The sequence below is a fragment of the Citrobacter freundii complex sp. 2025EL-00176 genome, assembly GCF_053309355.1.
Window position 1 is genome coordinate 311,527 of record NZ_JBRYHT010000002.1, and the last position, 22,291, is coordinate 333,817.

At 51.6% G+C, this 22,291-nt stretch carries 19 protein-coding genes; 13 read left to right on the forward strand and 6 right to left on the reverse strand.

Features of this window, described 5'->3' with window-relative positions:
* Positions 1–8 precede the first annotated feature (8 nt).
* On the reverse strand, positions 9–1,142 hold the full coding sequence (gene torC, locus ACVXHP_RS08575; protein WP_447571283.1) for a pentaheme c-type cytochrome TorC: 1,134 nt from the start codon (positions 1,140–1,142) through the stop codon (positions 9–11).
* Between the two features lie 164 nt (positions 1,143–1,306).
* On the opposite strand from torC, the gene pdxR reads away from it, so the two are divergent.
* A complete protein-coding gene (gene pdxR / locus ACVXHP_RS08580; protein WP_316130130.1) occupies positions 1,307–2,779 on the forward strand; it encodes a MocR-like pyridoxine biosynthesis transcription factor PdxR in 1,473 nt (490 codons plus the stop codon).
* Positions 2,780–2,824: 45 nt separating this feature from the next.
* Here pdxR and uxuA read toward each other — a convergent pair whose 3' ends face one another.
* Positions 2,825–4,015, reverse strand: a complete 1,191-nt coding sequence (uxuA, locus tag ACVXHP_RS08585; protein ID WP_316130131.1) for a mannonate dehydratase — start codon at positions 4,013–4,015, stop codon at positions 2,825–2,827.
* Positions 4,016–4,217: 202 nt separating this feature from the next.
* On the opposite strand from uxuA, the gene ACVXHP_RS08590 reads away from it, so the two are divergent.
* The 9 genes from ACVXHP_RS08590 to yejF all read left to right on the forward strand — a co-directional run bounded on the left by ACVXHP_RS08590 (position 4,218) and on the right by yejF (position 15,875).
* The gene (locus ACVXHP_RS08590) at positions 4,218–5,684 is read left to right on the forward strand and encodes a mannitol dehydrogenase family protein (protein WP_447571284.1); all 1,467 of its coding nucleotides are present in this window, start codon (positions 4,218–4,220) and stop codon (positions 5,682–5,684) included.
* Positions 5,685–5,803: 119 nt separating this feature from the next.
* Positions 5,804–6,790, forward strand: coding sequence for a CobW family GTP-binding protein (locus ACVXHP_RS08595; protein WP_304700780.1), 987 nt, complete (start codon positions 5,804–5,806; stop codon positions 6,788–6,790).
* Between the two features lie 34 nt (positions 6,791–6,824).
* Positions 6,825–7,538, forward strand: coding sequence for a phosphatase PAP2 family protein (locus ACVXHP_RS08600; RefSeq protein WP_200005775.1), 714 nt, complete (start codon positions 6,825–6,827; stop codon positions 7,536–7,538).
* A 413-nt stretch (positions 7,539–7,951) separates the two neighbouring features.
* On the forward strand, positions 7,952–8,521 hold the full coding sequence (mepS, locus tag ACVXHP_RS08605) for a bifunctional murein DD-endopeptidase/murein LD-carboxypeptidase (RefSeq protein ID WP_200005773.1): 570 nt from the start codon (positions 7,952–7,954) through the stop codon (positions 8,519–8,521).
* A gap of 168 nt (positions 8,522–8,689) precedes the next feature.
* Positions 8,690–10,249 (forward strand): cyclic di-GMP phosphodiesterase, encoded by a 1,560-nt coding sequence (locus tag ACVXHP_RS08610; RefSeq protein WP_316130133.1) that lies wholly within the window; start codon positions 8,690–8,692, stop codon positions 10,247–10,249.
* 100 nt (positions 10,250–10,349) lie between these two features.
* Complete coding sequence (locus ACVXHP_RS08615; RefSeq protein WP_447571285.1) at positions 10,350–12,164, forward strand: extracellular solute-binding protein; 1,815 nt, start codon at positions 10,350–10,352, stop codon at positions 12,162–12,164.
* Complete coding sequence (locus ACVXHP_RS08620) at positions 12,165–13,259, forward strand: microcin C ABC transporter permease YejB (protein ID WP_137360920.1); 1,095 nt, start codon at positions 12,165–12,167, stop codon at positions 13,257–13,259.
* Complete coding sequence (locus ACVXHP_RS08625; protein ID WP_200005765.1) at positions 13,259–14,284, forward strand: ABC transporter permease; 1,026 nt, start codon at positions 13,259–13,261, stop codon at positions 14,282–14,284. The genes ACVXHP_RS08620 and ACVXHP_RS08625 overlap by 1 nt, the downstream gene beginning before the upstream one ends.
* 1 nt (position 14,285) lies before the next feature.
* A complete protein-coding gene (gene yejF / locus ACVXHP_RS08630) occupies positions 14,286–15,875 on the forward strand; it encodes a microcin C ABC transporter ATP-binding protein YejF (protein ID WP_447571286.1) in 1,590 nt (529 codons plus the stop codon).
* A gap of 3 nt (positions 15,876–15,878) precedes the next feature.
* Here yejF and ACVXHP_RS08635 read toward each other — a convergent pair whose 3' ends face one another.
* From ACVXHP_RS08635 to rsuA, 3 genes are all read right to left on the reverse strand, one after another.
* The gene (locus ACVXHP_RS08635; protein WP_200005761.1) at positions 15,879–16,223 is read right to left on the reverse strand and encodes a YejG family protein; all 345 of its coding nucleotides are present in this window, start codon (positions 16,221–16,223) and stop codon (positions 15,879–15,881) included.
* Between the two features lie 334 nt (positions 16,224–16,557).
* Positions 16,558–17,748 (reverse strand): Bcr/CflA family multidrug efflux MFS transporter, encoded by a 1,191-nt coding sequence (locus tag ACVXHP_RS08640; protein WP_043016992.1) that lies wholly within the window; start codon positions 17,746–17,748, stop codon positions 16,558–16,560.
* Positions 17,749–17,763: 15 nt separating this feature from the next.
* Positions 17,764–18,471, reverse strand: a complete 708-nt coding sequence (rsuA, locus tag ACVXHP_RS08645) for a 16S rRNA pseudouridine(516) synthase RsuA (RefSeq protein ID WP_200005759.1) — start codon at positions 18,469–18,471, stop codon at positions 17,764–17,766.
* A 151-nt stretch (positions 18,472–18,622) separates the two neighbouring features.
* Here rsuA and ACVXHP_RS08650 point away from each other — a divergent pair, with 151 nt between their 5' ends.
* A complete protein-coding gene (locus tag ACVXHP_RS08650; protein ID WP_447571287.1) occupies positions 18,623–20,383 on the forward strand; it encodes a DEAD/DEAH box helicase in 1,761 nt (586 codons plus the stop codon).
* Between the two features lie 124 nt (positions 20,384–20,507).
* A complete protein-coding gene (gene rplY / locus ACVXHP_RS08655) occupies positions 20,508–20,792 on the forward strand; it encodes a 50S ribosomal protein L25 (RefSeq protein ID WP_006683755.1) in 285 nt (94 codons plus the stop codon).
* Between the two features lie 119 nt (positions 20,793–20,911).
* On the opposite strand, the gene yejK is transcribed toward rplY, so the two are convergent.
* Positions 20,912–21,919 carry a nucleoid-associated protein YejK gene (yejK, locus tag ACVXHP_RS08660; RefSeq protein WP_447571288.1) on the reverse strand — a complete coding sequence of 336 codons (1,008 nt, stop codon included), beginning with the start codon at positions 21,917–21,919 and terminating at the stop codon, positions 20,912–20,914.
* Positions 21,920–22,053: 134 nt separating this feature from the next.
* On the opposite strand from yejK, the gene ACVXHP_RS08665 reads away from it, so the two are divergent.
* Positions 22,054–22,281: a YejL family protein gene (locus ACVXHP_RS08665; protein ID WP_003027506.1), complete on the forward strand. Its 228-nt coding sequence runs from the start codon at positions 22,054–22,056 to the stop codon at positions 22,279–22,281.
* Positions 22,282–22,291 lie beyond the last annotated feature (10 nt).

Below are 22,291 nucleotides of genomic sequence, written 5' to 3' on the forward strand. Positions count from 1 at the left end.
CATTTTCCTTAATTTTTGTGAGGTTCAGACACATCGCTGGCATGGGTCTGGAGGTATTTCAACAACGTACGTTCTTCCACCGGATTCAGTCGGTAATAAGTGGACATCGCTTTCAATCCGGCGATCCAGCCGTTGGCGGTATATCGGGTCGTAGGAGGAGTGCTATGACAGGCGCTACAGGTGGATTGCAGCATTTGATCCGAATATTCCCAGATCGGTGCAATATCGCTGATAAGCCCTTGGGCAGAGGTCCAGGCGGTCACGCTCACCTGCTGCCATTGCTGGTGTGAGTCAGGATCAACCTGAGTTTGCAGCACTTTGACGTTAGCCATCAGAGAGTCATCCAGCACGGCGGAAAAAACGCGCTTACCCATATACTGGGTTATCACCCGCCCGCGTCCTTTGCTTTCACGCCAGCCCGTCAGTTCAAGCTGCACGTTGCTGCCCTCTTTTTGCAACACTTTGACCTCGGTGGCGGGAAATAACAGCGCTTTACCTGCGGGACTTCCGGCCGTTGCCGTCAATGCTTTTTCGCTTAACGAGAACAGCGTGCTCGCATTCGATAAAGACGCTCCCTGCTGCTGCAACTGCTTATAGCGATCGCGGAAACCGCTGCTCATATCGGGTTTGTGATGGGCAATACCTTTATGGCAATCAATACAGTTGCTGTCTTTCGCCGCCGCCGCGGTCATTTGTGCTGCCGCATTCGCAGATTGTTTGCCGTGATCCATCGCCTCATAGCTGTGGCAAGATTTACATGCAGCTGAATTGTTGGCGCTCATTCGCGCCCACTCTCGCTGGGCCAATTCCGCTCGTTTTGCGGCAAATTTTTCCGGGGTATCAATCGAAGGAGAGATAAAGGTGTGGTAGAGGTCGTTTAAGGCTTCCGTTTTACGAACCAGCGTCGGGACGATCCCTGGCGGAATATGACAATCCTTACACTCAGCACGCACGCCAGAAGCATTGCGAAAATGCACGCTGGTTTTATATTCCTCTCCTGATGTGCGCATCGAGTGACACGATAAACAAAATTCGGTGGTACTGGTGTAATGAACGCCTTGCCACGTTCCCCAAATTGCCAGGGCCATTGCTACTGCCCCGACGAATGCGCACCACAGTGCGTTCTTTCTTATCCACGACATGCTTGCCTCCATTTTTTAATAGCGACACGCTAAGCGATAATAAAAATCAAAAATAGAGACAGCGAAAGCAGGTTATAGGAACAGCATCTACTCTATGAGGTGCATCAAAGCGTAAAGAAGAGAAGCTCGTAATATAGTGCGTATATATACATAAGGAATTTCTCATGCTAACACTGACTCTCGATCGAGAAAGCCGTACCCCGCTGCAATTGCAGATATTTCAATTTTATTTCCAGGCCATTCAGCGCGGTGATTTGCTTTGTGGAGATAAACTCCCCTCTATTCGCGAGCAGGCGCAGGTATTGAACGTTGCCAAAATAACGGTCGTGATGGCCTATGACAAGCTCACGGCCGCAGGCTTAATTAAGAGTCGACAAGGTATCGGCTACGAAGTCATTTTCACCACACCTGTACGCACAACACCAGCAATCGTGCCCGTCGCGCAGGGTTCCCCACCGATGAAACCTAAAGCGGCCGGGATCGCTACCGATGTTTATGCAGAGCCTGGCCGGGAGTGCTATTGCCAAATGAGCGTTCCCGATCCCAATGCTTTTCCCTGGTCAAGCTGGCGAAAATGGAATAACGTCCCCAGCGTCCTCAAGGAACAATTATTCACCCGATATCATTCACCAAATGGATTATTTTCACTACGTGAACAATTGGTCAGATACCTTAATTTATCTCGCGGTATTAATACGCGTGCAGAGAACATCATTATTACCAATGGGATTCAGGAAGGGCTATCACTGCTCAGTCAAATTTTTATTACTCATCATGCTTTCAGTCAGCAAAAAAAGTGCCATATTGTAACCGAGTCCCCTTGTTATTCGGGTGCATGGCATCTGTTTAATTATTACGGCGCAGACATTACGCCAATTGCCGTCGATAACCACGGACTGCAAACAGATAAATTACCGGAATATGCAACCCAGCTTTGTTATGTCACTCCAGCGCATCAGTATCCGCTGGGTAACGTCCTGTCACTGGAGCGGCGTCAGGCATTATTGACGTGGGCGCAGCGCGTCGGCGCTTACATTATTGAAGACGATTACGATGCCGTTTTTACCTATGGAGAGAATCCCCTTCCCGCATTGAAAGCCATGGATTATCACAACCGGGTTATCTATATGGGGACATTTTCCAAAACATTGGGACCAGGAGGACGTCTTGGCTATCTGATTTGCCCTGACGAACTGCTTCCAGCCGTACAGAATATGAAAGCGCTCAACAACAACGGGAGCCAGTGGTTGTTGCAGCAATTTTTGGCCGAATTAATGCAAAATCAGGTGTTTTATACGCATATCAGCAAGCTGGCCTGCAATTATGCGGCACGTCTAACGCTATTACGCGACGGCCTATCCGCGCTGTTTCCCGAAGGGAAAATCGCTGGCGCAACGGCAGGTCTGCACCTCTCTTTACGTATTGCCAGGTCCCCCGAAACTATCGCCAGGCTGCAACAACGCTGCCTGCTGGCCGGGATTCGTTTCGATACGTTGCCAGATATAGAGAATGGCTCAGAAGCCGCATGGCGTGAAGAGAACAGCGATGCAGTCATGTTTTTCGGTTTTGGCGGATTGCAGATACAGCAGATAAAAAGAGTGCTGGCAGTACTGGAACAGGCGCTATCGCAGCCTTAATGGATTACAGGGATCGAGCCTGCTGCTCAATCCCTGTTGTTCGCCTTACAGCAGATCGCGGAACTGCGTTTGTTTCAGCGCCAGCTCAACGCCACGGACTTCCGCCAGTCCTTTCAGACGACCAATCGCCGAGTAGCCCGGGTTGGTTTTCTTATGCAAATCATCAAGCATCTGGTGCCCGTGATCGGGACGCATCGGGATTGGACGCAGATCGCCCGCTTTTTTACGACGCTGCTCTTCGCTTAGAATCGCCGCCACCACCGATACCATATCCACATCGCCCTGCAGGTGCGCACCTTCGTGGAAGGTTTTCGGGTTATCTTCACGGCAAGTTGAACGCAGGTGGGTGAAGTGAATACGATCGCCAAAGGTTTCAATCATCTTCACCAGATCGTTATCGGCGCGTACGCCGTAGGAACCGGTGCACATGGTGAAACCGTTATTGATGCTGTCGACGGTGTCTTTCAGCCACTGCATATCTTCGATGGTCGAAACGATGCGCGGCAGGCCAAGGATCGGACGCGGCGGATCGTCCGGATGCACGGCCAGACGCACGCCGACTTCTTCTGCCACGGGAACTATCGCCCGCAGGAATACCGCCATATTATTGCGCAAATCGTCTTTGCTAATGCCGTCATATTCAGCGAGGCGCGCACGGAACTGATCCAGGGTATATCCCTCTTCGGCACCAGGCAGACCTGCAATAATATTGCGCGTCAGTTTTTCAATATCGGCCTCGCTCATGGCATTGAAATAGTCCAGCGCCTGGCGTTGTTCTTCCGGAGTGTAATCTGCTTCAGCTCCCGGGCGTTGCAGAATGTGAAGTTCGAAGGCCGCAAAAGCAATCTGGTCAAAACGCAGCGCTTTGGAGCCGTCCGGCAACTGATATTCGAGGTCAGTACGCGTCCAGTCGAGGATCGGCATGAAGTTATAGCACACGGTATCGATGCCACAGGTCGCCAGATTACGGATACTCTGCTGATAGTTGGCAATCCACGTTTGGTACTGACCAGAGTGCGTTTTGATATCTTCGTGGACAGGGATGCTTTCCACCACTGACCAGGTCAGCCCTTTTTCAGCCAGAATAGCCTGGCGCTTTTTAATCTCTTCTACCGGCCATACTTCACCGTTGGCAATGTGGTGCAAGGCGGTCACAACACCCGTTGCGCCAGCCTGACGCACATCATCAAGCGATACTGGATCGTTAGGTCCGTACCAACGCCAGGTTTGTTCCATTGTTTCACCTCACAAGTTGTTATACCAAATTAGACTCACTGAATGACGACTACCATACAGGCATCTGGGTGAGGATCAACGAATCCGCGATGATTGGTTGATCCAGCTCACATTACCCGGATAAATGAGGCACACCAATTCAATTTGCTGTCATATAACTTTATACTGCCATTGTTAATTAATGGTTAATCAGGTGTATTGAATGAAAACTATTGCCTCAGTGCCGCTCGCGAAAAATGTCATGATGCCACAGTACGATCGCCACCAATTAAAAACGCGGATTGTGCATTTTGGTTTCGGTGCTTTTCACCGCGCCCATCAGGCATTACTGACCGATCGGGTACTGAATGCACAGGGTGGGGACTGGGGAATTTGCGAGATAAGTCTGTTCAGCGGCGATCGGCTAATGAGTCAGCTTCGCGAGCAGGATCATTTATTTACCGTGTTAGAAAAAGGGGCAAATGGTAACCAGCCGATTGTTATCGGCTCCGTCAAAGAATGCCTGAATGCCACGCTGGATTCGCTGGCGGCCATTATCGAAAAATTCTGTGAACCTCAGGTGGCGATTGTCTCGTTAACCATTACGGAAAAAGGCTATTGCATCGATCCGGCAACTGGCTCGCTGGATCTTTCTCATCCACGCATTGTTCATGATCTACAGACTCCGGCTGAGCCCCACTCCGCACCCGGCATTATTGTTGAAGCGCTGCACCGTCGACGTGAACGCGGGCTGCAGCCTTTTACCGTCCTCTCCTGCGATAATATCCCGGACAATGGCCATGTGGTAAAAAACGCCGTACTGGGAATGGCGGAGAAACGCTCACCTGAGCTGGCACACTGGATCCAGGAACATGTCAGCTTCCCGGGTACCATGGTAGACAGGATTGTTCCTGCCGCCACCGAAGAGTCACTGGCTGAAATCGCCCGCGAGTTGGGGGTGGCCGATCCCTGCGCAATCAGCTGCGAGCCCTTTATCCAGTGGGTGATTGAAGACAACTTTGTGTGTGGTCGTCCGCAGTGGGAAACCGCTGGGGTACAAATGGTTGAAGACGTTCTGCCGTGGGAACAAATGAAACTGCGGATGCTGAACGGTAGCCATTCGTTTCTCGCGTATCTCGGCTATCTGGCCGGATTTCAGCACATCAGCGACTGCATGCAGGACAGCGCATTTCGTGAAGCCGCCTACCGTCTGATGCTCAACGAGCAGGCGCCTACGCTGCAAATCACCGATGTTGATTTAGACCAGTACGCCTCTGGCCTGCTGGAGCGCTTTGCCAACCCGGCGCTGAAGCATAAAACCTGGCAAATCGCGATGGATGGTAGCCAAAAATTACCCCAACGCATGCTGGAAGGGATCCGCGTACATTTAGCACGGCACAGCGAGTGGCCGCTGCTGGCGCTCGGCGTCGCCGGCTGGATGCGTTACGTGAGCGGGGTGGATGATTCAGGTGCGGCCATTGATATTCGTGATCCATTGAGCGAGAAAATCGGCGCGCTTGTGGAGCAGAGTACAGAGTCAGAACGCGTCAACGCCCTGCTTTCTCTGCATGAGATTTTCGCCACCGAACTCGTACAGAATCCGCAGTTTGTTGCGGCCATTCAGCTCGCCTGGCAACGCATTGCCCAATACGGTGCGCATCAGGCTGTCATTGAGACGTTAAAAAGTTAACGATTTCTGCCATTAATCAGGACGAAGCGCGTCTTCGTCCTCTCACCCCTTCTCTTTTTCCCTGTTTTTCGCCAGGATTGTTAAATGCCATTACGGCAATTTATGATTCTGGAGTAAATGTGACTAAAACCAATCTCATCACCGGTTTTCTCGGCAGTGGCAAAACCACCTCTATTCTTCATTTATTGGCTAACAAAGATCCCGCAGAGAAGTGGGCCGTACTGGTCAATGAGTTTGGCGAAGTAGGCATTGATGGCGCCCTGTTAGCCGACAGCGGCGCATTGCTAAAAGAGATCCCTGGCGGCTGTATGTGCTGTGTTAACGGCCTGCCAATGCAGGTTGGCCTCAATACGTTGTTGCGTCAGGGAAAACCTGACCGACTGCTCATTGAACCTACCGGCCTCGGGCATCCCAAACAGATTCTGGATTTACTTACCGCTCCGGTTTACGAACCGTGGATTGATTTGCGCGCGACCCTTTGTGTTCTTGATCCTCGCCAGCTACTGGATGAAAAAAGCGTCGCCAATGACAATTTCCGCGATCAGCTGGCTGCCGCCGATATCATCGTCGCCAACAAAGCCGACCGCGCCACATCGGAAAGCGAAAACGCCCTGCAGACCTGGTGGCAGCACTACGGCGGCAATCGCCAGCTGGTTCATGCCGACCATGGAAATATTGCCGGGCAATTACTGGATTTACCCCGACTCAACCTGGCGCAGCTTCCCGCAAGCGCTGAGCACGCCCATAGTCATGCCGATAAAAAAGGGCTGGCGGCGTTAAGTTTGCCCGCACAACAGCGTTGGCGTCGCAGCCTGAACAGCGGTCAGGGTCATCAGGCCTGCGGCTGGATCTTTGACGCCGATACGGTGTTCGATACTATCGGCCTGCTGGAATGGTCGCGCCTTGCCCCGGTAGGGCGTGTAAAAGGTGTAATGCGTATCAAAGAGGGGCTGGTGCGCATTAATCGTCAGGGAGACGACTGGCATATTGAGACGCAAAACGTCGCTCCGCCGGATAGCCGTATTGAACTCATCTCCGATACCGACACCGACTGGAATACGTTACAGAGCGCATTGTTGAGACTTCGTTTAGACGGTAACGCGTAAGGTTGCCTTCGTTTTATAGCAATGGTAAACGACGATGAAAACCCGATACCCTCTCATTCTTCTGCTCAATATTGCAGGTCTGGCGCTGTTTCTGTCCTGGTATATTCCGGCCGGGCATGGGTTCTGGTCCTCACTGGATACGGGCGTCTTCCGTTTCTTCAACCAGAAGCTGGTTGAAAGCCCGCTGTTCCTGTGGATTGTTGCGATCACTAATAACCGGGCATTTGATGGCTGCTCGTTGTTGGCCATGGGCGCACTGATGCTGCACTTTTGGCTGAAGGATACGGCGGAAGGTCGCCGGCGTATTGTGGCTATTGGTCTGGTGATGCTGCTCACCGCGGTGGTATTAAATCAGTTGGGCCAGGCGCTTATTCCGGTTAAACGCGCCAGCCCCACGCTGATGCTGGATAATATTCATCGCGTCAGCGAACTGCTGCATATTCCAACCAAAGATGCCTCCCGAGACAGTTTTCCTGGCGATCACGGCATGATGCTGCTTATTTTTTCCGCATTTATGCTGCGTTATTTCGGAAAAGTTGCAGCAATAATCGGCCTTATTATCACTGTGGTTTTTGCCTTTCCACGTGTAATGATTGGCGCTCACTGGCTCACCGATATCGTGGTCGGCTCCATGACGGTTGTGCTGATTGGCCTGCCCTGGTGGTTAATGACGCCATTAAGCGATCGTCTGGTCACGCTGTTTGTGAATTATCTGCCCGGCAAAAACAAACAATTCTCAAACAAATAACGCAAAACAATTAACATCATCAGGGATACTTCTGATTCCCTGATGATGCCGGCCGATATTCCATCATTCTGATTGTCATTCTCTTGTCATCTTATTCATGTTTAGAATGAATGGCTTGCGTATTTTTTACGCTAATTGTTCTTAATTTAGCCAATGCCGTTTATTCACTTTCTGTATCAATTTTTCTTATAAGAAATCACATAAAATCTCTCGCAATGACTGGGGCGATCGGGTAACCTCGGACTCGTTTTGCCTCGCGGGACAATTATTCCCTTTCTGAATAAATTTGTGCGTTCTGCCACAGATTTGACCTTAAGGAATTGTCTCATCGTGCGATGGTAATTAGTCTCGTCACGTTTGGCATTTTTTATAACGATATTTATCGTTAAGGACTTCAAGGGAAAACAAACAAAATGGTCAGATCTCAACCGATTTTGAGATATATCTTGCGGGGCATACCCGCGATAGCAGTTGCGGTTCTGCTTTCCGCATGTAGTACCACGAACACCGCCAGGAATATGCATTCTGAGACGCATGCTGTGGGCAATGGAGATAACTCTTCACTGCAAGCCTCTCAGGATGAATTTGAAAATATGGTCCGTAATATCGATGTTAAATCACGTATTATGGATCAGTATGCTGACTGGAAAGGCGTGCGTTACCGCCTTGGCGGCAGCACCAAAAAAGGTATTGATTGCTCCAGCTTCGTACAGCGTACGTTCCGTGAGCAATTTGGTTTAGAGCTTCCGCGCTCAACCTACGAACAACAGGAAACGGGTAAATCCGTTTCGCGTACTAATCTGCGCACAGGCGATCTGGTTCTGTTCCGTGCTGGCTCCACAGGCCGCCACGTCGGTATCTATATCGGCAACAACCAGTTTGTTCATGCCTCGACCAGCAGTGGCGTTATCATTTCCAGCATGAACGAGCCTTACTGGAAAAAACGTTACAACGAAGCTCGCCGGGTTCTGAGCCGCAGTTAATTTCGTTTGGCAGCTATCCCTTGGCTATCCTGATGAGACATATCAAAAGCACTGCTTCGGCGGTGCTTTTTTGTTTCGCCTCTCGACTAAGAAAAATCTCACAACATGAACCATTTCAGGTTATATTCATACAGAATAAGCGGTTACTACAGGTAAACATAAGGAACTATGTTCAGACGCAGCTCTTCATCCGGTCGGAAAATCCTGCTTTCCTGTATGTTAACAGGGCTAATCGTTGCATTGCTCGTGAGTACCCTGCAATTTTTGGTCACCTGGCATAAACGAGAAGTTAAGTACGAAACGCTGCTTGCCGATATACAGAATTATGTCAGTAGTTACTTTGCAGATCTCAAAACCACCACAGACGCGCTTCAACCCCTGCTGGAAAAGAACTGCCAGCAAGTCGCTGCAAAACTTACCTCCAGTGCGGCTTTTAACCTCAACGTTCGTGCTTTTTTGCTGGTAAAAGATGGTATTGCTTTTTGCTCCTCCGCAACAGGCGCAATGAACTCCCCCATTTTGTCGCTGATCCCCAAGCTGAATATCAACAAAGATGTTGATGTGGAAATACTGTCCGGGACGCCCATGATGCCGGATAAACCCGCGATAATGATTTGGCACCGCAATCACTCACTCCATAACAGCGGCGTATTTTCTTCATTGAATATCAACCTGGCGCCCTATCTGCTTTATACCGCCCGTGAAGATAATTTTAATGGTATTGCCGTTATTGCTGGCGACACGGCTATTTCAACATTTTCATCCCGAATTATGGACGTCTCGGCGCTGCCTAAAACGCCATGGCGCGAGGCGGCGCTTAAAGAGGTGCCGCTGAAGATTCGTTTGTATGCGCAAGAGTGGACGTACAACGACATCTGGTACGCGATTATGTTGGGATGTATGGCCGGGATTATCACCGGGGTTCTCCTCTGGTACTACATCTTCACTATCCGGTTACGCCCTGGCAAAGATATCCTCCACGCCATCAAACATAATCAATTTTATGTGGTGTACCAGCCCGTGGTAGAGATGCAAACATTGGAAGTAAAAGGTGCTGAGGTGTTATTACGTTGGCATCATCCATCAACGGGTGAGATCCCCCCGGATGCCTTCATTCACTACGCCGAATCGCAGAAAATGATTGTCCCGCTGACCCAACATCTCTTTAAGTTGATCGCGCAGGACGCCCCGACGCTGCAAAAAGTGTTACCTGCTGGTGCCAAACTGGGGATTAACATCGCGCCAACGCACCTGCACGGCGAGAGTTTTAAAGACGACATTCGACAACTGCGCGCCTCGCTTCCCGCGAACCATTTTCAGTTAGTGCTGGAAATCACTGAACGCGATATGCTCAATCAACACGAGGCGACACAGCTATTTGAATGGCTACACTCTGTTGATTTTGAAATTGCTATTGATGATTTCGGCACTGGTCATAGCGCGCTTATCTATCTGGAACGCTTCACCGTTGACTACCTGAAAATCGATCGTGGGTTTATTAACGCCATCGGTACTGAAACCCTGACATCTCCGGTTCTGGACGCCGTGTTGACACTCTCTAAGCGTCTTAATATGCTGACGGTTGCTGAAGGGGTAGAAACACCCGAGCAAGCTCGGTGGCTGCGCGATCGTGGAGTACATTTTTTCCAGGGGTACTGGGTTAGCCGACCGTTAAAGCTTGCTGATTTCGTGCGTTGGATGGCGCAGCCCAATAAGCCGACGTGGTGATCGCAGTTTGCGATTCATATACTCTTACTCGCCGCCGCACCCCTTATCTCTCAGGCATGATGCCCGTCGGGTTGTGACAGGAAAAGGAAAGCGCTTTTATATGATCCCTCGCCTACTGCTGCTGTTTATCGCCCTTATCGGGTTTAGCGTCCAGGCGCAATCCATCAAAGAAAGCTATGCGTTTGCCGTACTGGGCGAACCGAAGTACGCGTTTAACTTTAACCACTTTGATTACGTAAACCCGGCCGCTCCCAAAGGCGGGCAAATCACCCTCTCCGCGATTGGTACGTTCGATAACTTCAACCGCTATGCAATGCGTGGCAACCCCGGCGCGCGTACCGAAACGCTTTACGATACGCTATTTACCACCTCTGACGACGAGCCTGGCAGCTATTACCCGCTCATAGCCGACAGCGCGCGCTATGCTGACGACTATTCTTGGGTAGAAATCGCCATCAATCCGCGGGCGCGTTTTCATGATGGCTCACCCATTACCGCCAGCGATGTCGCCTTCACCTTTCACAAATTTATGACTGAAGGCGTGCCACAGTTTCGCCTCGTCTACAAAGGCACGACGGTAAAAGCCATTGCACCGTTAACCGTGCGCATTGAATTAGCCAAACTGGGCAAAGAGGATATGCTCAGCCTGTTTTCGTTACCCGTAATGCCTGAGAAGTTCTGGAAGGATCATAAACTCAGCGATCCCTTATCTTCACCACCGCTTGCCAGCGGCCCGTACCGCATCACCCAGTGGAAAATGGGCCAGTATATTGTCTATTCGCGTGTCAAAGATTATTGGGCCGCGAACCTGCCCGTTAACCGCGGACGGTGGAACTTTGATACCATCCGCTACGATTACTATCTGGATGACAACGTCGCCTTTGAAGCGTTTAAGGCCGGTGCGTTTGATCTGCGTCTGGAGAACGATGCCAAAAACTGGGCGACACGTTATACCGGCAAAAATTTCGCAAATCATTACATCATCAAAGATGAGCAGAAAAACGAGTCCGCACAGGATACGCGTTGGCTGGCATTTAATATTCAGCGTCCGGTATTCAACGATCGACGCGTGCGTGAAGCCATCACGCTGGCCTTTGATTTTGAATGGATGAATAAGGCCCTGTTCTATAACGCATGGAGCCGGACAAACAGCTATTTTCAGAATACCGAGTATGCTGCAAAAAATTACCCCGATGCGGATGAGCTGGTCATCCTCGCGCCATTGAAAAAAGATCTTCCCCCTGAGGTCTTCAGTCAAATTTATCAGCCGCCGACATCAAAAGGTGATGGTTACGATCGTGACAACTTATTAAAAGCCAATACCTTACTGGAACAGGCTGGCTGGATACTAAAGGGACAGCAGCGCGTGAACAGCGCCAGCGGTAAACCTCTGAGCTTCGAACTGTTGCTCCCGGCGGGCAGTAACAGCCAGTGGGTATTGCCGTTCCAGCACAACCTGCAGCGCTTAGGCATCACCATGAACATCCGCCAGGTTGATAATTCGCAAATCACGAATCGCCTGCGCAGTCGCGACTATGACATGATGCCGAGGTTGTATCGCGCGATGCCGTGGCCGAGTTCAGACCTGCAAATTCTGTGGGCCTCTGAATACATTGACTCCAGCTACAACGCCCCCGGCGTGCAAAGCCCGGTGATTGATAAATTGATCAATCAAATCATCGCGGCGCAAGGTGATAAAGCCAAACTGATCCCGCTGGGACGGGCGCTGGACAGGGTATTAACCTGGAACTACTACATGTTGCCAATGTGGTACATGGCCGAGGATCGTATCGCCTGGTGGGACAAATTTTCACATCCTGCTATTCGCCCAATTTACACCATCGGCCTCGATAACTGGTGGTATGACGTCAACAAAGCGGCAAAGCTACCCGCTGCCAGACGACAGGGAGAGTAAATGGGCGCTTATCTGATTCGACGTCTGCTGCTGGTGATCCCGACGCTCTGGGCCATCATTACCATTAACTTTTTTATCGTGCAAATTGCCCCCGGCGGTCCGGTTGAGCAGGCCGTCGCCGCTATTGAGTTCGGGCAAAGTGGGGCCTTACCCGGTGCGGGCAGCGAAGGCGTTCGCGCCAGCCACGCGCAAACCGGCGTGGGTAACATCAGCGACAGCAATTATCGCGGAGGCCGCGGTCTTGACCCGGAAGTGATTGCAGAAATCACCCGCCGCTACGGGTTCGATAAGCCCATTCATGAGCGTTACTTTAAAATGCTCTGGGACTACATTCGTTTCGATTTCGGCGACAGTCTGTTCCGTAGCGCTTCGGTGCTGACGCTCATAAAAGACAGCCTGCCCGTTTCCGTCACGCTAGGGCTGTGGAGCACGCTCATCATCTATCTGGTGTCGATACCGCTAGGCATCCGCAAAGCGGTTCACAATGGCAGTCGATTTGATGTGTGGAGCAGCGCATTCATTATTATTGGCTATGCCATCCCGGCATTTCTGTTTGCGATTTTGCTGATCGTCTTTTTTGCCGGGGGAAGCTACTACGATCTGTTCCCGCTACGCGGGCTGGTTTCCGCCAATTTTGACACTCTGCCCTGGTATCAAAAAATCACCGATTATCTCTGGCATATTACCCTGCCGGTGCTGGCGACGGTGGTTGGCGGGTTTGCCGCGCTGACCATGCTGACCAAAAACTCATTTCTGGATGAAGTCCGCAAACAGTATGTCGTCACCGCGCGCGCCAAAGGGGTAAGCGAGAAAAATATTCTATGGAAACATGTGTTTCGCAACGCGATGTTGCTGGTGATAGCAGGTTTCCCGGCAACGTTTATCAGCATGTTTTTTACCGGCTCGCTGCTGATTGAAGTCATGTTCTCGCTTAACGGACTGGGGTTACTGGGGTATGAATCCACCGTATCACGCGACTACCCGGTGATGTTTGGTACGCTCTATATCTTCACCCTGATCGGACTGCTGCTGAATATTCTCAGTGATATCAGCTATACGCTGGTCGATCCCCGTATTGATTTTGAGGGACGCTAATGTCGCGATTAAGCCCCGTCAATCAGGCCCGCTGGGCGCGTTTTCGCCATAACCGCCGCGGCTACTGGTCGCTGTGGATTTTTCTGGTGTTGTTTGGCCTTAGCCTGTGTTCCGAACTGATTGCCAACGATAAGCCACTGCTGGTGCGCTATGACAGCAGCTGGTATTTCCCTCTTTTCAAAAACTACAGTGAAAGCGACTTCGGCGGACCGCTGGCGACCAAAGCTGATTATCAGGATCCCTGGCTACAGCAGCGCCTGGAGAAGCAGGGCTGGATCCTGTGGGCGCCAATACGATTTGGCGCTACCAGCATTAACTTTGCCACCGATAAGCCCTTCCCTTCCCCACCTTCTGCACAAAACTGGCTGGGGACGGACGCCAACGGCGGCGACGTACTGGCGCGTATCCTCTACGGCACGCGTATCTCGGTCCTGTTTGGTTTAATGCTGACCCTGTGTTCCAGCGTGATGGGCATTATGGCTGGTGCTATTCAGGGCTATTATGGCGGCAAGGTGGACCTGTGGGGACAGAGATTCATTGAGGTTTGGTCCGGCATGCCAACGCTGTTTCTGATCATTCTGCTGTCGAGCGTCGTCCAGCCCAACTTCTGGTGGCTGCTGGGCATTACCGTGCTGTTTGGCTGGATGAGCCTGGTTGGCGTGGTGCGTGCGGAATTTTTGCGTACCCGAAACTTTGATTACATTCGTGCCGCGCAGGCGCTCGGCGTCAGCGATCGCAGTATTATTCTGCGTCATATGCTACCCAACGCGATGGTCGCCGCCCTGACTTTTTTACCGTTTATATTATGCGCCTCGATCACAACCCTGACCTCGCTGGATTTTCTCGGATTCGGCTTACCGCTTGGCTCGCCATCGCTGGGAGAACTCCTGTTACAAGGTAAAAATAACCTGCAAGCGCCGTGGCTTGGGATCACTGCGTTCATCTCCGTTGCCCTGCTTTTATCGCTACTGATCTTTATTGGTGAAGCGGTACGCGACGCGTTTGATCCCAATAAGGCGATTTAAAATGACACAACCTCTGTTAGCTATTGAGAATTTATCGGTAGGTTTTCGCCAACAAGAGACCGTGCGCACCGTGGTCAACACTCTCTCATTGCGGGTTGATGCCGGGCAAACGCTGGCACTGGTGGGCGAATCTGGCTCGGGGAAGAGTGTGACCGCGCTTTCTATTCTGCGCTTATTACCGTCCCCTCCCGCGGTTTATCTTGCCGGTGATATTCGTTTCCATGGTGAATCATTGCTTCACGCCGACGAGCAGACGCTTCGCGGCGTACGAGGGAACAAAATCGCCATGATTTTCCAGGAGCCAATGGTGTCACTGAACCCGCTTCACAACCTGGAAAAGCAGCTTTACGAGGTGCTGTCGCTGCATCGGGGGATGCGTCGCGAGGCCGCCCGGGCAGAGATTCTGACCTGTCTGGACCGCGTCGGCATCCGCCAGGCGGCCAAACGTCTCGCAGATTACCCGCACCAGTTGTCCGGCGGTGAGCGCCAACGTGTGATGATCGCCATGGCATTGCTAACGCGCCCAGAACTGCTGATTGCCGATGAACCCACCACCGCGCTGGATGTCTCCGTCCAGGCGCAGATCCTGCAACTGCTGCGGGAGTTACAGCGAGAGCTGAATATGGGATTACTGTTCATCACCCATAACCTCAGCATTGTGAAAAAGCTAGCCGATACCGTGGCGGTCATGCAAAACGGCCAGTGCGTGGAGCAAAATCGTGCCGCACTGTTGCTCTCTGCGCCCTCGCATCCGTACACGCAGAAATTGTTAAACAGCGAACCTTCCGGTGATCCGGTTCCCTTACCAGTAGGGCAAGCTCCACTGCTGGAAGTGGAAAAACTCCGCGTCGCCTTCCCTGTCCGCAAAGGTATTCTAAAGCGCGTAGTAGACCATAACGTCGTGGTTAACGACGTCAGTTTTTCCCTCCGGCCCGGTGAAACGCTGGGGCTGGTCGGTGAATCTGGATCCGGGAAAAGCACCACCGGACTGGCGCTACTGAGGCTAATCACATCGCAGGGAAGTATTGTGTTCGACGGCCAGGCGTTGCATACCTTAAATCGTCGCCAGCTGTTACCCGTACGTCACCGCATTCAGGTGGTATTTCAGGATCCTAACTCCTCGCTAAACCCGCGCTTAAGCGTGCTGCAGATTATTGAGGAGGGACTACGGGTTCATCAACCGGCCCTTTCAACTGAACAACGCGAAGCGCAGGTGAAAGCGGTAATGACGGAAGTGGGGCTGGATAGTGAAACGCGGCATCGATATCCCGCGGAGTTTTCCGGTGGTCAACGCCAGCGCATAGCTATTGCCAGGGCGTTGATTCTTAAACCTTCTCTGATCATTCTGGATGAACCTACATCATCACTCGACAGGACCGTACAGGCGCAAATCCTGATGTTGTTAAAGTCCTTACAGGAAAAGCATCGCCTGGCCTATATCTTTATCAGCCATGATTTGCATGTCGTACGCGCGTTATGCCATCAGGTTATTGTGCTAAGGCAGGGAGAGGTTGTGGAACAGGTGCAATGCGAGCACGTATTCAACGCGCCACAACAGGCCTATACGCGTCAGTTGCTCGCGCTAAGCTGACGCTCAAAACGGATTGTTATTTGAAAAAGGTTCTGCAATTGCCACGCCGAAATTTTTCAGTCTGCAGGTCGCCGCAAACTCATCCTGACGATTCACAAACAGGCACGGCTCCCCTTCGCATTCCAGCACGGAACAAGGAACCTCAATATCACTGAGGGCCTGGCTGAGTTTATGCATGATTGACCACGCGCTATCACCATCCGGGCTGAGCAATTTGAGCGCTACCAGGCTGTTCTCATTGCTCTGGCCGTTCTGCGGAATCGGTTCAACTTTCGAACCTGCGAAACCCACCGACCAACGATAGCACTGCGGCAGACGATGAACGATTGAGAGTTGTAATGTCATCACTTTCTTTCCCTGGAAGTACAATTACTTCACAATTATTTTACATCAATATTAACACATCATTGACAAAACGTCTTTAAACAGTTGGTAAACGTTTACATCCCTGTCCATATGCCGCTTTCCGAACCAGGTATTTAAATTTATTCAATGGTTCTGGCAAATTTCTGGGCTATATGTACTCGTTTCTGCGATCTAACTCAACCTTTTTAACTACAATGATGTGACTTTTTACATAAATTGATTTTACATAAAATAAACATAAGCAGGGGAATTGATAGATTTGCGGTTGATATACATCAACTCTGGAGGCCTTATGACCTCCAGGTTGTGTATTAGATCACCGTTTTTTAGCGCGACTGGCGTAGAGATAGAAGAGAATAGAACTGGTGGCGCAAAACGCTATCGACCAAATCATTGGCCAGGCCGAGTTAAAGGTCGCCAGTGACAACAGTGCCCCAACAATGGCGCCAATGCCAAAGCGGAACGTCCCAGCCAAAGATGATGCCGTTCCCGCCATATGCGGGAATTCATCCAGGATGACCGCCATCGCGTTAGATGACACCATCGACACGCAGCCGACAAATGCCGCCACGCCCACCACCAGCGCCCAAAAACCGACCCCGAACAGCGCACTGAACACCATCCAGCCCGCCATCACAAACTGGATCCACAGCCCTGTACGGAACATATTCAATGCCCCTACCCGACGGACAAAGCGGCTGTTGATGATGGTCATCACGAACAGGAAAACAATATTCAGCGCGAAGTAGTAACCGAAATGCTGCGGTGAAACATGGTTGATCTCGATGTAAACAAAAGGCCCGGCGCTAAGGAAAGAAAACATGCCGGCAAAGCTAAACCCGCTGGCCAGCATATAGCTCAGGACGCGCTTATGACGAAACAACGAGGCAAAGTTGCCCAGGGTAGTGCGCAAGCGAAACGGCTGGCGACGCTCTACGGGCAACGTTTCTTTGATCAGTGTAAAGATCATCACCGAAGCCAGAATAGCCGCCACAGCGAGGATCCAAAAGATATAGTGCCAGCTCAGCCATACCAGTACCCAGCCGCCCACAATGGGCGCCAGCAATGGCGCTATGGTGGTGACCAACATGACGAATGACATCATGCGCGAAAACTCTTCCTTCGGATAGATATCGCGCATCAGGGCGTTGATAACCACGCTCGCCGCCGCGGCTGCCAGACCATGGAAGAAACGCATCACGATCAGTTGATCGATAGTTTGCGCCAGCGCACAAGCAACTGCCGCCGCCGCAAACACCAGCGTTCCGCCCAGAATCACCGGCTTACGCCCAATGCTGTCTGCCATTGGACCATATAGCAACTGCCCCACCGCAAAACCTAAAATATAGGTACTGAGGGTCATCTGCGCGCTACCGGCAGGCACACCAAACTGTTCAGAGATAACAGGCAGTGCCGGAAGATACATATCAATCGACAACGGCATCAGCATGGCTAATAAGCCAAGGATAAAGACAATGGCAATTGACGAGTTCTGCCGGGTGGTCACATTTAGCTCCTGAGATTAACGCGGGGTTAAGTTAACGCTGGCAATTTCTTCTTCAGTTAATGGACGGTATTCACCTGGCTCAAGATCATCATCGAGCTTAATGGCGCCGATCCGTTCACGGTGCAGTTCTACAACGTGGTTCCCCACGGCGGCAAACATGCGTTTCACCTGATGATAGCGCCCTTCGCTGATGGTCAATCGCACCTGAGTTGGCGTAATGACTTCCAGTACGGCCGGCTTTGTCAGGTCTTTTTCGTTATGCAGTTGTACGCCACGGGCAAACTGCTCGGCGGTATCATCCGCCACCGGCGATTCCAGCGTAACCAGATAGGTTTTCTCACAATGGTGACGTGGTGAAGTGATGCGATGCGACCACTGTCCGTCGTCGGTCATCAGCACCAGTCCGGTGGTGTCGATATCCAGACGGCCTGCCGCATGGAGTTTGTGAGCGACGGGTTCATCAAGGAAATAAAGTACCGTCGGGTGATCCGGGTCATCCGTTGAGCAAACATAGCCCTGAGGCTTATTGAGCATAAAATAGCGCGGGCCATTTTGTTGAGCCAGGGCGTTGCCGTCATATTCGACGTCGTGTTCTGGCAGCAGCTTAAAGGCGCTATTTCTGACGATTTCACCGTCGACGGTAACGCGGTTACCACGGATCTCACGCCCGGCAATAGCGCGGCTGACGCCGAGTTGCTGAGCGATAAATTTATCAAGTCGCATGAGTGTGATTTTTGCCTGTAAAAATACGAGAATCGGGTTTGCGCCCGAAAAGTGGGACTGTTATCCGCCCAGTATAGCGGCGTTACACCATCCCTCAAGGGAAATGATTCATGGCATACTATTCATTGTTACTGTTTACCTTAGTGAGCCCATGATTTTTACTCTTCGCCCGTACCAAAAAGAAGCCGTGGACGCCACGCTCAACCATTTTCGTCACCACCGCACGCCGGCGGTTATCGTCCTGCCCACTGGCGCAGGCAAAAGCCTGGTGATAGCGGAACTGGCCCGCGTGGCGCGTGGTCGCGTGCTGGTACTGGCGCACGTCAAAGAGCTGGTCGCGCAAAACCACGCCAAATATTGCGCGTTGGGGCTGGAAGCCGACATTTTTGCTGCCGGTCTGAAACGTAAAGAGAGCCACGGAAAAGTGGTATTTGGCAGCGTACAGTCGGTGGCGCGTAATCTGGATGCCTTTCAGGGAGAGTTTTCCCTGCTTATCGTCGATGAATGTCACCGCATCGGTGATGATGAAGACAGTCAGTATCAGCAAATTCTCACTCACCTGAGCAACGTCAATCCTCACTTACGCCTGCTGGGGCTTACCGCCACACCTTTTCGTCTGGGTAAGGGCTGGATTTATCATTTTCATTATCACGGTATGGTGCGCGGCGATGAAAAAGCGCTGTTTCGCGACTGCATTTATGAATTACCGCTGCGCTATATGATTAAACACGGCTACCTGACGCCGCCAGAACGCCTCGATATGCCGGTCGTGCAGTATGACTTCAGCCGCCTGCAGGCGCAGAGTAACGGCCTGTTCAGCGAGGCGGACCTTAATCGGGAATTAAAAAAGCAGCAGCGAATCACGCCGCATATCATCAGCCAGATTATCGAGTTTGCCCAGACGCGCAAAGGGGTGATGATTTTCGCCGCAACCGTTGAGCACGCCAAAGAAATTCTGGGCCTGCTGCCTGCTGACGATGCCGCGCTTATCACCGGAGATACGCCAGGCGCAGAGCGTGACGTGCTGATTGAAGAATTCAAAGCCCAGCATTTTCGCTTTCTGGTGAATGTGTCGGTCCTGACTACCGGCTTCGATGCCCCACACGTCGACCTTATCGCTATTCTGCGCCCGACGGAATCAGTCAGCCTGTACCAACAAATTGTTGGTCGCGGACTGCGCCTGGCCCCGGGTAAAACCGACTGTCTGATCCTCGATTACGCGGGGAATCCCCACGATCTGTACGCCCCGGAAGTGGGTGCGCCGAAGGGAAAAAGCGACAACGTGCCGGTGCAGGTGTTCTGTCCTGCCTGCGGATTTGCCAACACCTTCTGGGGCAAAACAACGGCTGACGGCACGCTGATTGAACATTTTGGTCGCCGCTGCCAGGGATGGTTTGAAGATGATGACGGTCATCGTGAACAGTGCGACTTTCGTTTCCGTTTTAAAAATTGTCCCCAGTGCAACGCGGAAAATGACATTGCCGCCCGTCGCTGTCGTGAATGCGATACGGTGCTGGTCGACCCGGATGACATGCTGAAAGCGGCGTTGAGGCTTAAAGATGCGCTGGTCCTGCGCTGTAGCGGTATGGTGTTACAAAATGGCCTTGATGAAAAAGGTGAATGGCTAAAAATCACCTATTACGATGAAGACGGGGCCGACGTTAGCGAGCGCTTTCGTCTGCACACTCCCGCGCAGCGTACGGCATTCGAACAACTGTTTATTCGCCCACACACTCGTACCCCCGGTATTCCCTTACGCTGGATAACTGCCGCCGATATCCTTACCCAGCAGGCGCTGTTACGCCATCCTGATTTCGTGGTTGCGCGTATGAAAGGCCAGTACTGGCAGGTCCGCGAAAAGGTCTTCGATTATGAAGGTCGCTTTCGCCGGGCACATGAATTACGCGGTTAATTGTACTTTTGATTGATGTACCAGCCGTTTGAGTATAGAATCTCGCCCGCTTTTGCATACGCAAAGCAGATCACTTACCTGTTGCTGGGTCGCCTGTAGCAGGAATTATTAAAGAGAGATTTAAATGTTTACTATCAATGCTGAAGTACGTAAAGAGCAGGGTAAGGGTGCGAGCCGCCGCCTGCGTGCCGCTAACAAGTTCCCGGCAATCATCTACGGTGGCGCAGAAGCCCCGATTGCTATCGAACTGGATCACGATGCAGTTATGAACATGCAAGCTAAAGCTGAATTCTACAGCGAAGTTCTGACCATCGTTGTTGACGGTAAAGAAGTTAAAGTTAAAGCTCAGGCTGTACAGCGTCACGCTTTCAAGCCGAAGCTGACTCACATCGACTTCGTTCGCGCGTAATCGCCTGGAAGTTGAAGAAAACCCCGCCTCGGCGGGGTTTTTTTATGGGATTTTGTTGGCGCTCAAGATAAATCACGCTTGCCGGATAAGGCGTTTCCGCCCCCATCCGGCAAACGGCTTTATTTTCCGCCAGACGTGCGACGCTGGAGCTGGTCGCGCAGGTTCGGCGGCGTACCTTTGATGGTCAGAGTATCTGTAGCCGGATCCCAGAAAATACGCTCGCCCAGCAGCATGGCGTCAAAATTGATGGTTAACCCACCGCCGCTGCCGGCAAATTTGGTTAACTGGCGCAGCGTACTGCGATCCGCCGGAAAACTCTCTTCCAGCTCATACCCTTTCTCAGCGGTAAATTCGCTGAAGCTGACTTCACTGACGGCGGAAAGCTCTTTAGACAGCGACTCCAGCTCGATCTCTTCACCGGCCTGAAGTTGCTCGTTACAGTAGCTGTACACCTGCTGGCGCACGTTCTGGCGCTCGGCTTTATCCAGTTGCGCCTCATTGGTGAAGTCATCGACCGCCTGCAGCAGACCGCGGTTTTGCGCTTTGGCGTTCAGACCTTCGCTGGCACCGAGGAAGTCCATGAAGAAATCAGCGACTTTGCGCCCTACCCGCCCTTTCAGGAACGTCAGATAGCGTGTGGACTCCGGATTGGTTTCCCACTCGGTTAAATCAATCCGCGCCACGATGTCCGCATGATTGATATCCAGATAGTGCGTCGGGTTGATATCCAGATTTTCATTAACGCGCATGCTGCTTAAATTGTTCAGCACGGCAACCAGCAGATACTCTACCGCCAGATAGCGGTAATGGCAGAACAGGACAATACCGCCGTCGGCAAAAGGATATTTCGCCAGCTCATCCCGCAAACGCCCTGTCGCGGCACGGCTAAAAGCCAGAAAATCCTCTTCACCCTGACGCTGTAAACGCAGCGTTTGCGCCAGCTCGCTCTCTTCGCTGAACAGGCCATAGGCTTTATTCTTGGCGCTATACACCCGATGCAGTTCAGCCATCATATCGACAACGGTCGCTGTCGGTTCCAGTAATGAATCGCGCAAGACCAGCTCAAGGTTTTGCTCATCACGTTTGATAAGCTGGTGCAGGGCAATCTGGTTGATATCCAGACTCATGATAAACTCTCCTTTTAGACCGGGCGGTATTCAACCACCTGCCGGGCAGTGACGCAATAGAAGATAAAAAAGCAGAAAAAAAACTGTCCGTACGGTAATATGTTGCCCTTTCATGAACAGACTGATTTCGATTTATGCCACAAATTTCCCGCTATAGTGACGAACACGTTGAACAACTGCTGAATGAGATGCTCAACGTACTGGAAAAACATAAGGCGCCGACCGATCTTTCCCTGATGGTACTGGGAAACATGGTGACTAACCTTATCAATACAAGCATCGCACCGGCCCAGCGCCAGGCGATTGCCAACTCTTTTGCCCGCGCATTGCAGTCTTCGGTAAACGACGACCAAGCGCATTAAGAGCCTGCTC

Excerpts from the sequence above, each read along its gene's own strand:
- torC (WP_447571283.1), bottom strand. The coding sequence starts at position 1,142 with ATGTCGTGGATAAGAAAGAACGCACTGTGGTGCGCATTCGTCGGGGCA.
- pdxR (WP_316130130.1), top strand. The coding sequence starts at position 1,307 with ATGCTAACACTGACTCTCGATCGAGAAAGCCGTACCCCGCTGCAATTG.
- uxuA (WP_316130131.1), bottom strand. The coding sequence starts at position 4,015 with ATGGAACAAACCTGGCGTTGGTACGGACCTAACGATCCAGTATCGCTT.
- ACVXHP_RS08590 (WP_447571284.1), top strand. The coding sequence starts at position 4,218 with ATGAAAACTATTGCCTCAGTGCCGCTCGCGAAAAATGTCATGATGCCA.
- ACVXHP_RS08600 (WP_200005775.1), top strand. The coding sequence starts at position 6,825 with ATGAAAACCCGATACCCTCTCATTCTTCTGCTCAATATTGCAGGTCTG.
- mepS (WP_200005773.1), top strand. The coding sequence starts at position 7,952 with ATGGTCAGATCTCAACCGATTTTGAGATATATCTTGCGGGGCATACCC.
- ACVXHP_RS08610 (WP_316130133.1), top strand. The coding sequence starts at position 8,690 with ATGTTCAGACGCAGCTCTTCATCCGGTCGGAAAATCCTGCTTTCCTGT.
- ACVXHP_RS08615 (WP_447571285.1), top strand. The coding sequence starts at position 10,350 with ATGATCCCTCGCCTACTGCTGCTGTTTATCGCCCTTATCGGGTTTAGC.
- ACVXHP_RS08620 (WP_137360920.1), top strand. The coding sequence starts at position 12,165 with ATGGGCGCTTATCTGATTCGACGTCTGCTGCTGGTGATCCCGACGCTC.
- ACVXHP_RS08625 (WP_200005765.1), top strand. The coding sequence starts at position 13,259 with ATGTCGCGATTAAGCCCCGTCAATCAGGCCCGCTGGGCGCGTTTTCGC.
- yejF (WP_447571286.1), top strand. The coding sequence starts at position 14,286 with ATGACACAACCTCTGTTAGCTATTGAGAATTTATCGGTAGGTTTTCGC.
- rsuA (WP_200005759.1), bottom strand. The coding sequence starts at position 18,471 with ATGCGACTTGATAAATTTATCGCTCAGCAACTCGGCGTCAGCCGCGCT.
- ACVXHP_RS08650 (WP_447571287.1), top strand. The coding sequence starts at position 18,623 with ATGATTTTTACTCTTCGCCCGTACCAAAAAGAAGCCGTGGACGCCACG.
- rplY (WP_006683755.1), top strand. The coding sequence starts at position 20,508 with ATGTTTACTATCAATGCTGAAGTACGTAAAGAGCAGGGTAAGGGTGCG.
- yejK (WP_447571288.1), bottom strand. The coding sequence starts at position 21,919 with ATGAGTCTGGATATCAACCAGATTGCCCTGCACCAGCTTATCAAACGT.
- ACVXHP_RS08665 (WP_003027506.1), top strand. The coding sequence starts at position 22,054 with ATGCCACAAATTTCCCGCTATAGTGACGAACACGTTGAACAACTGCTG.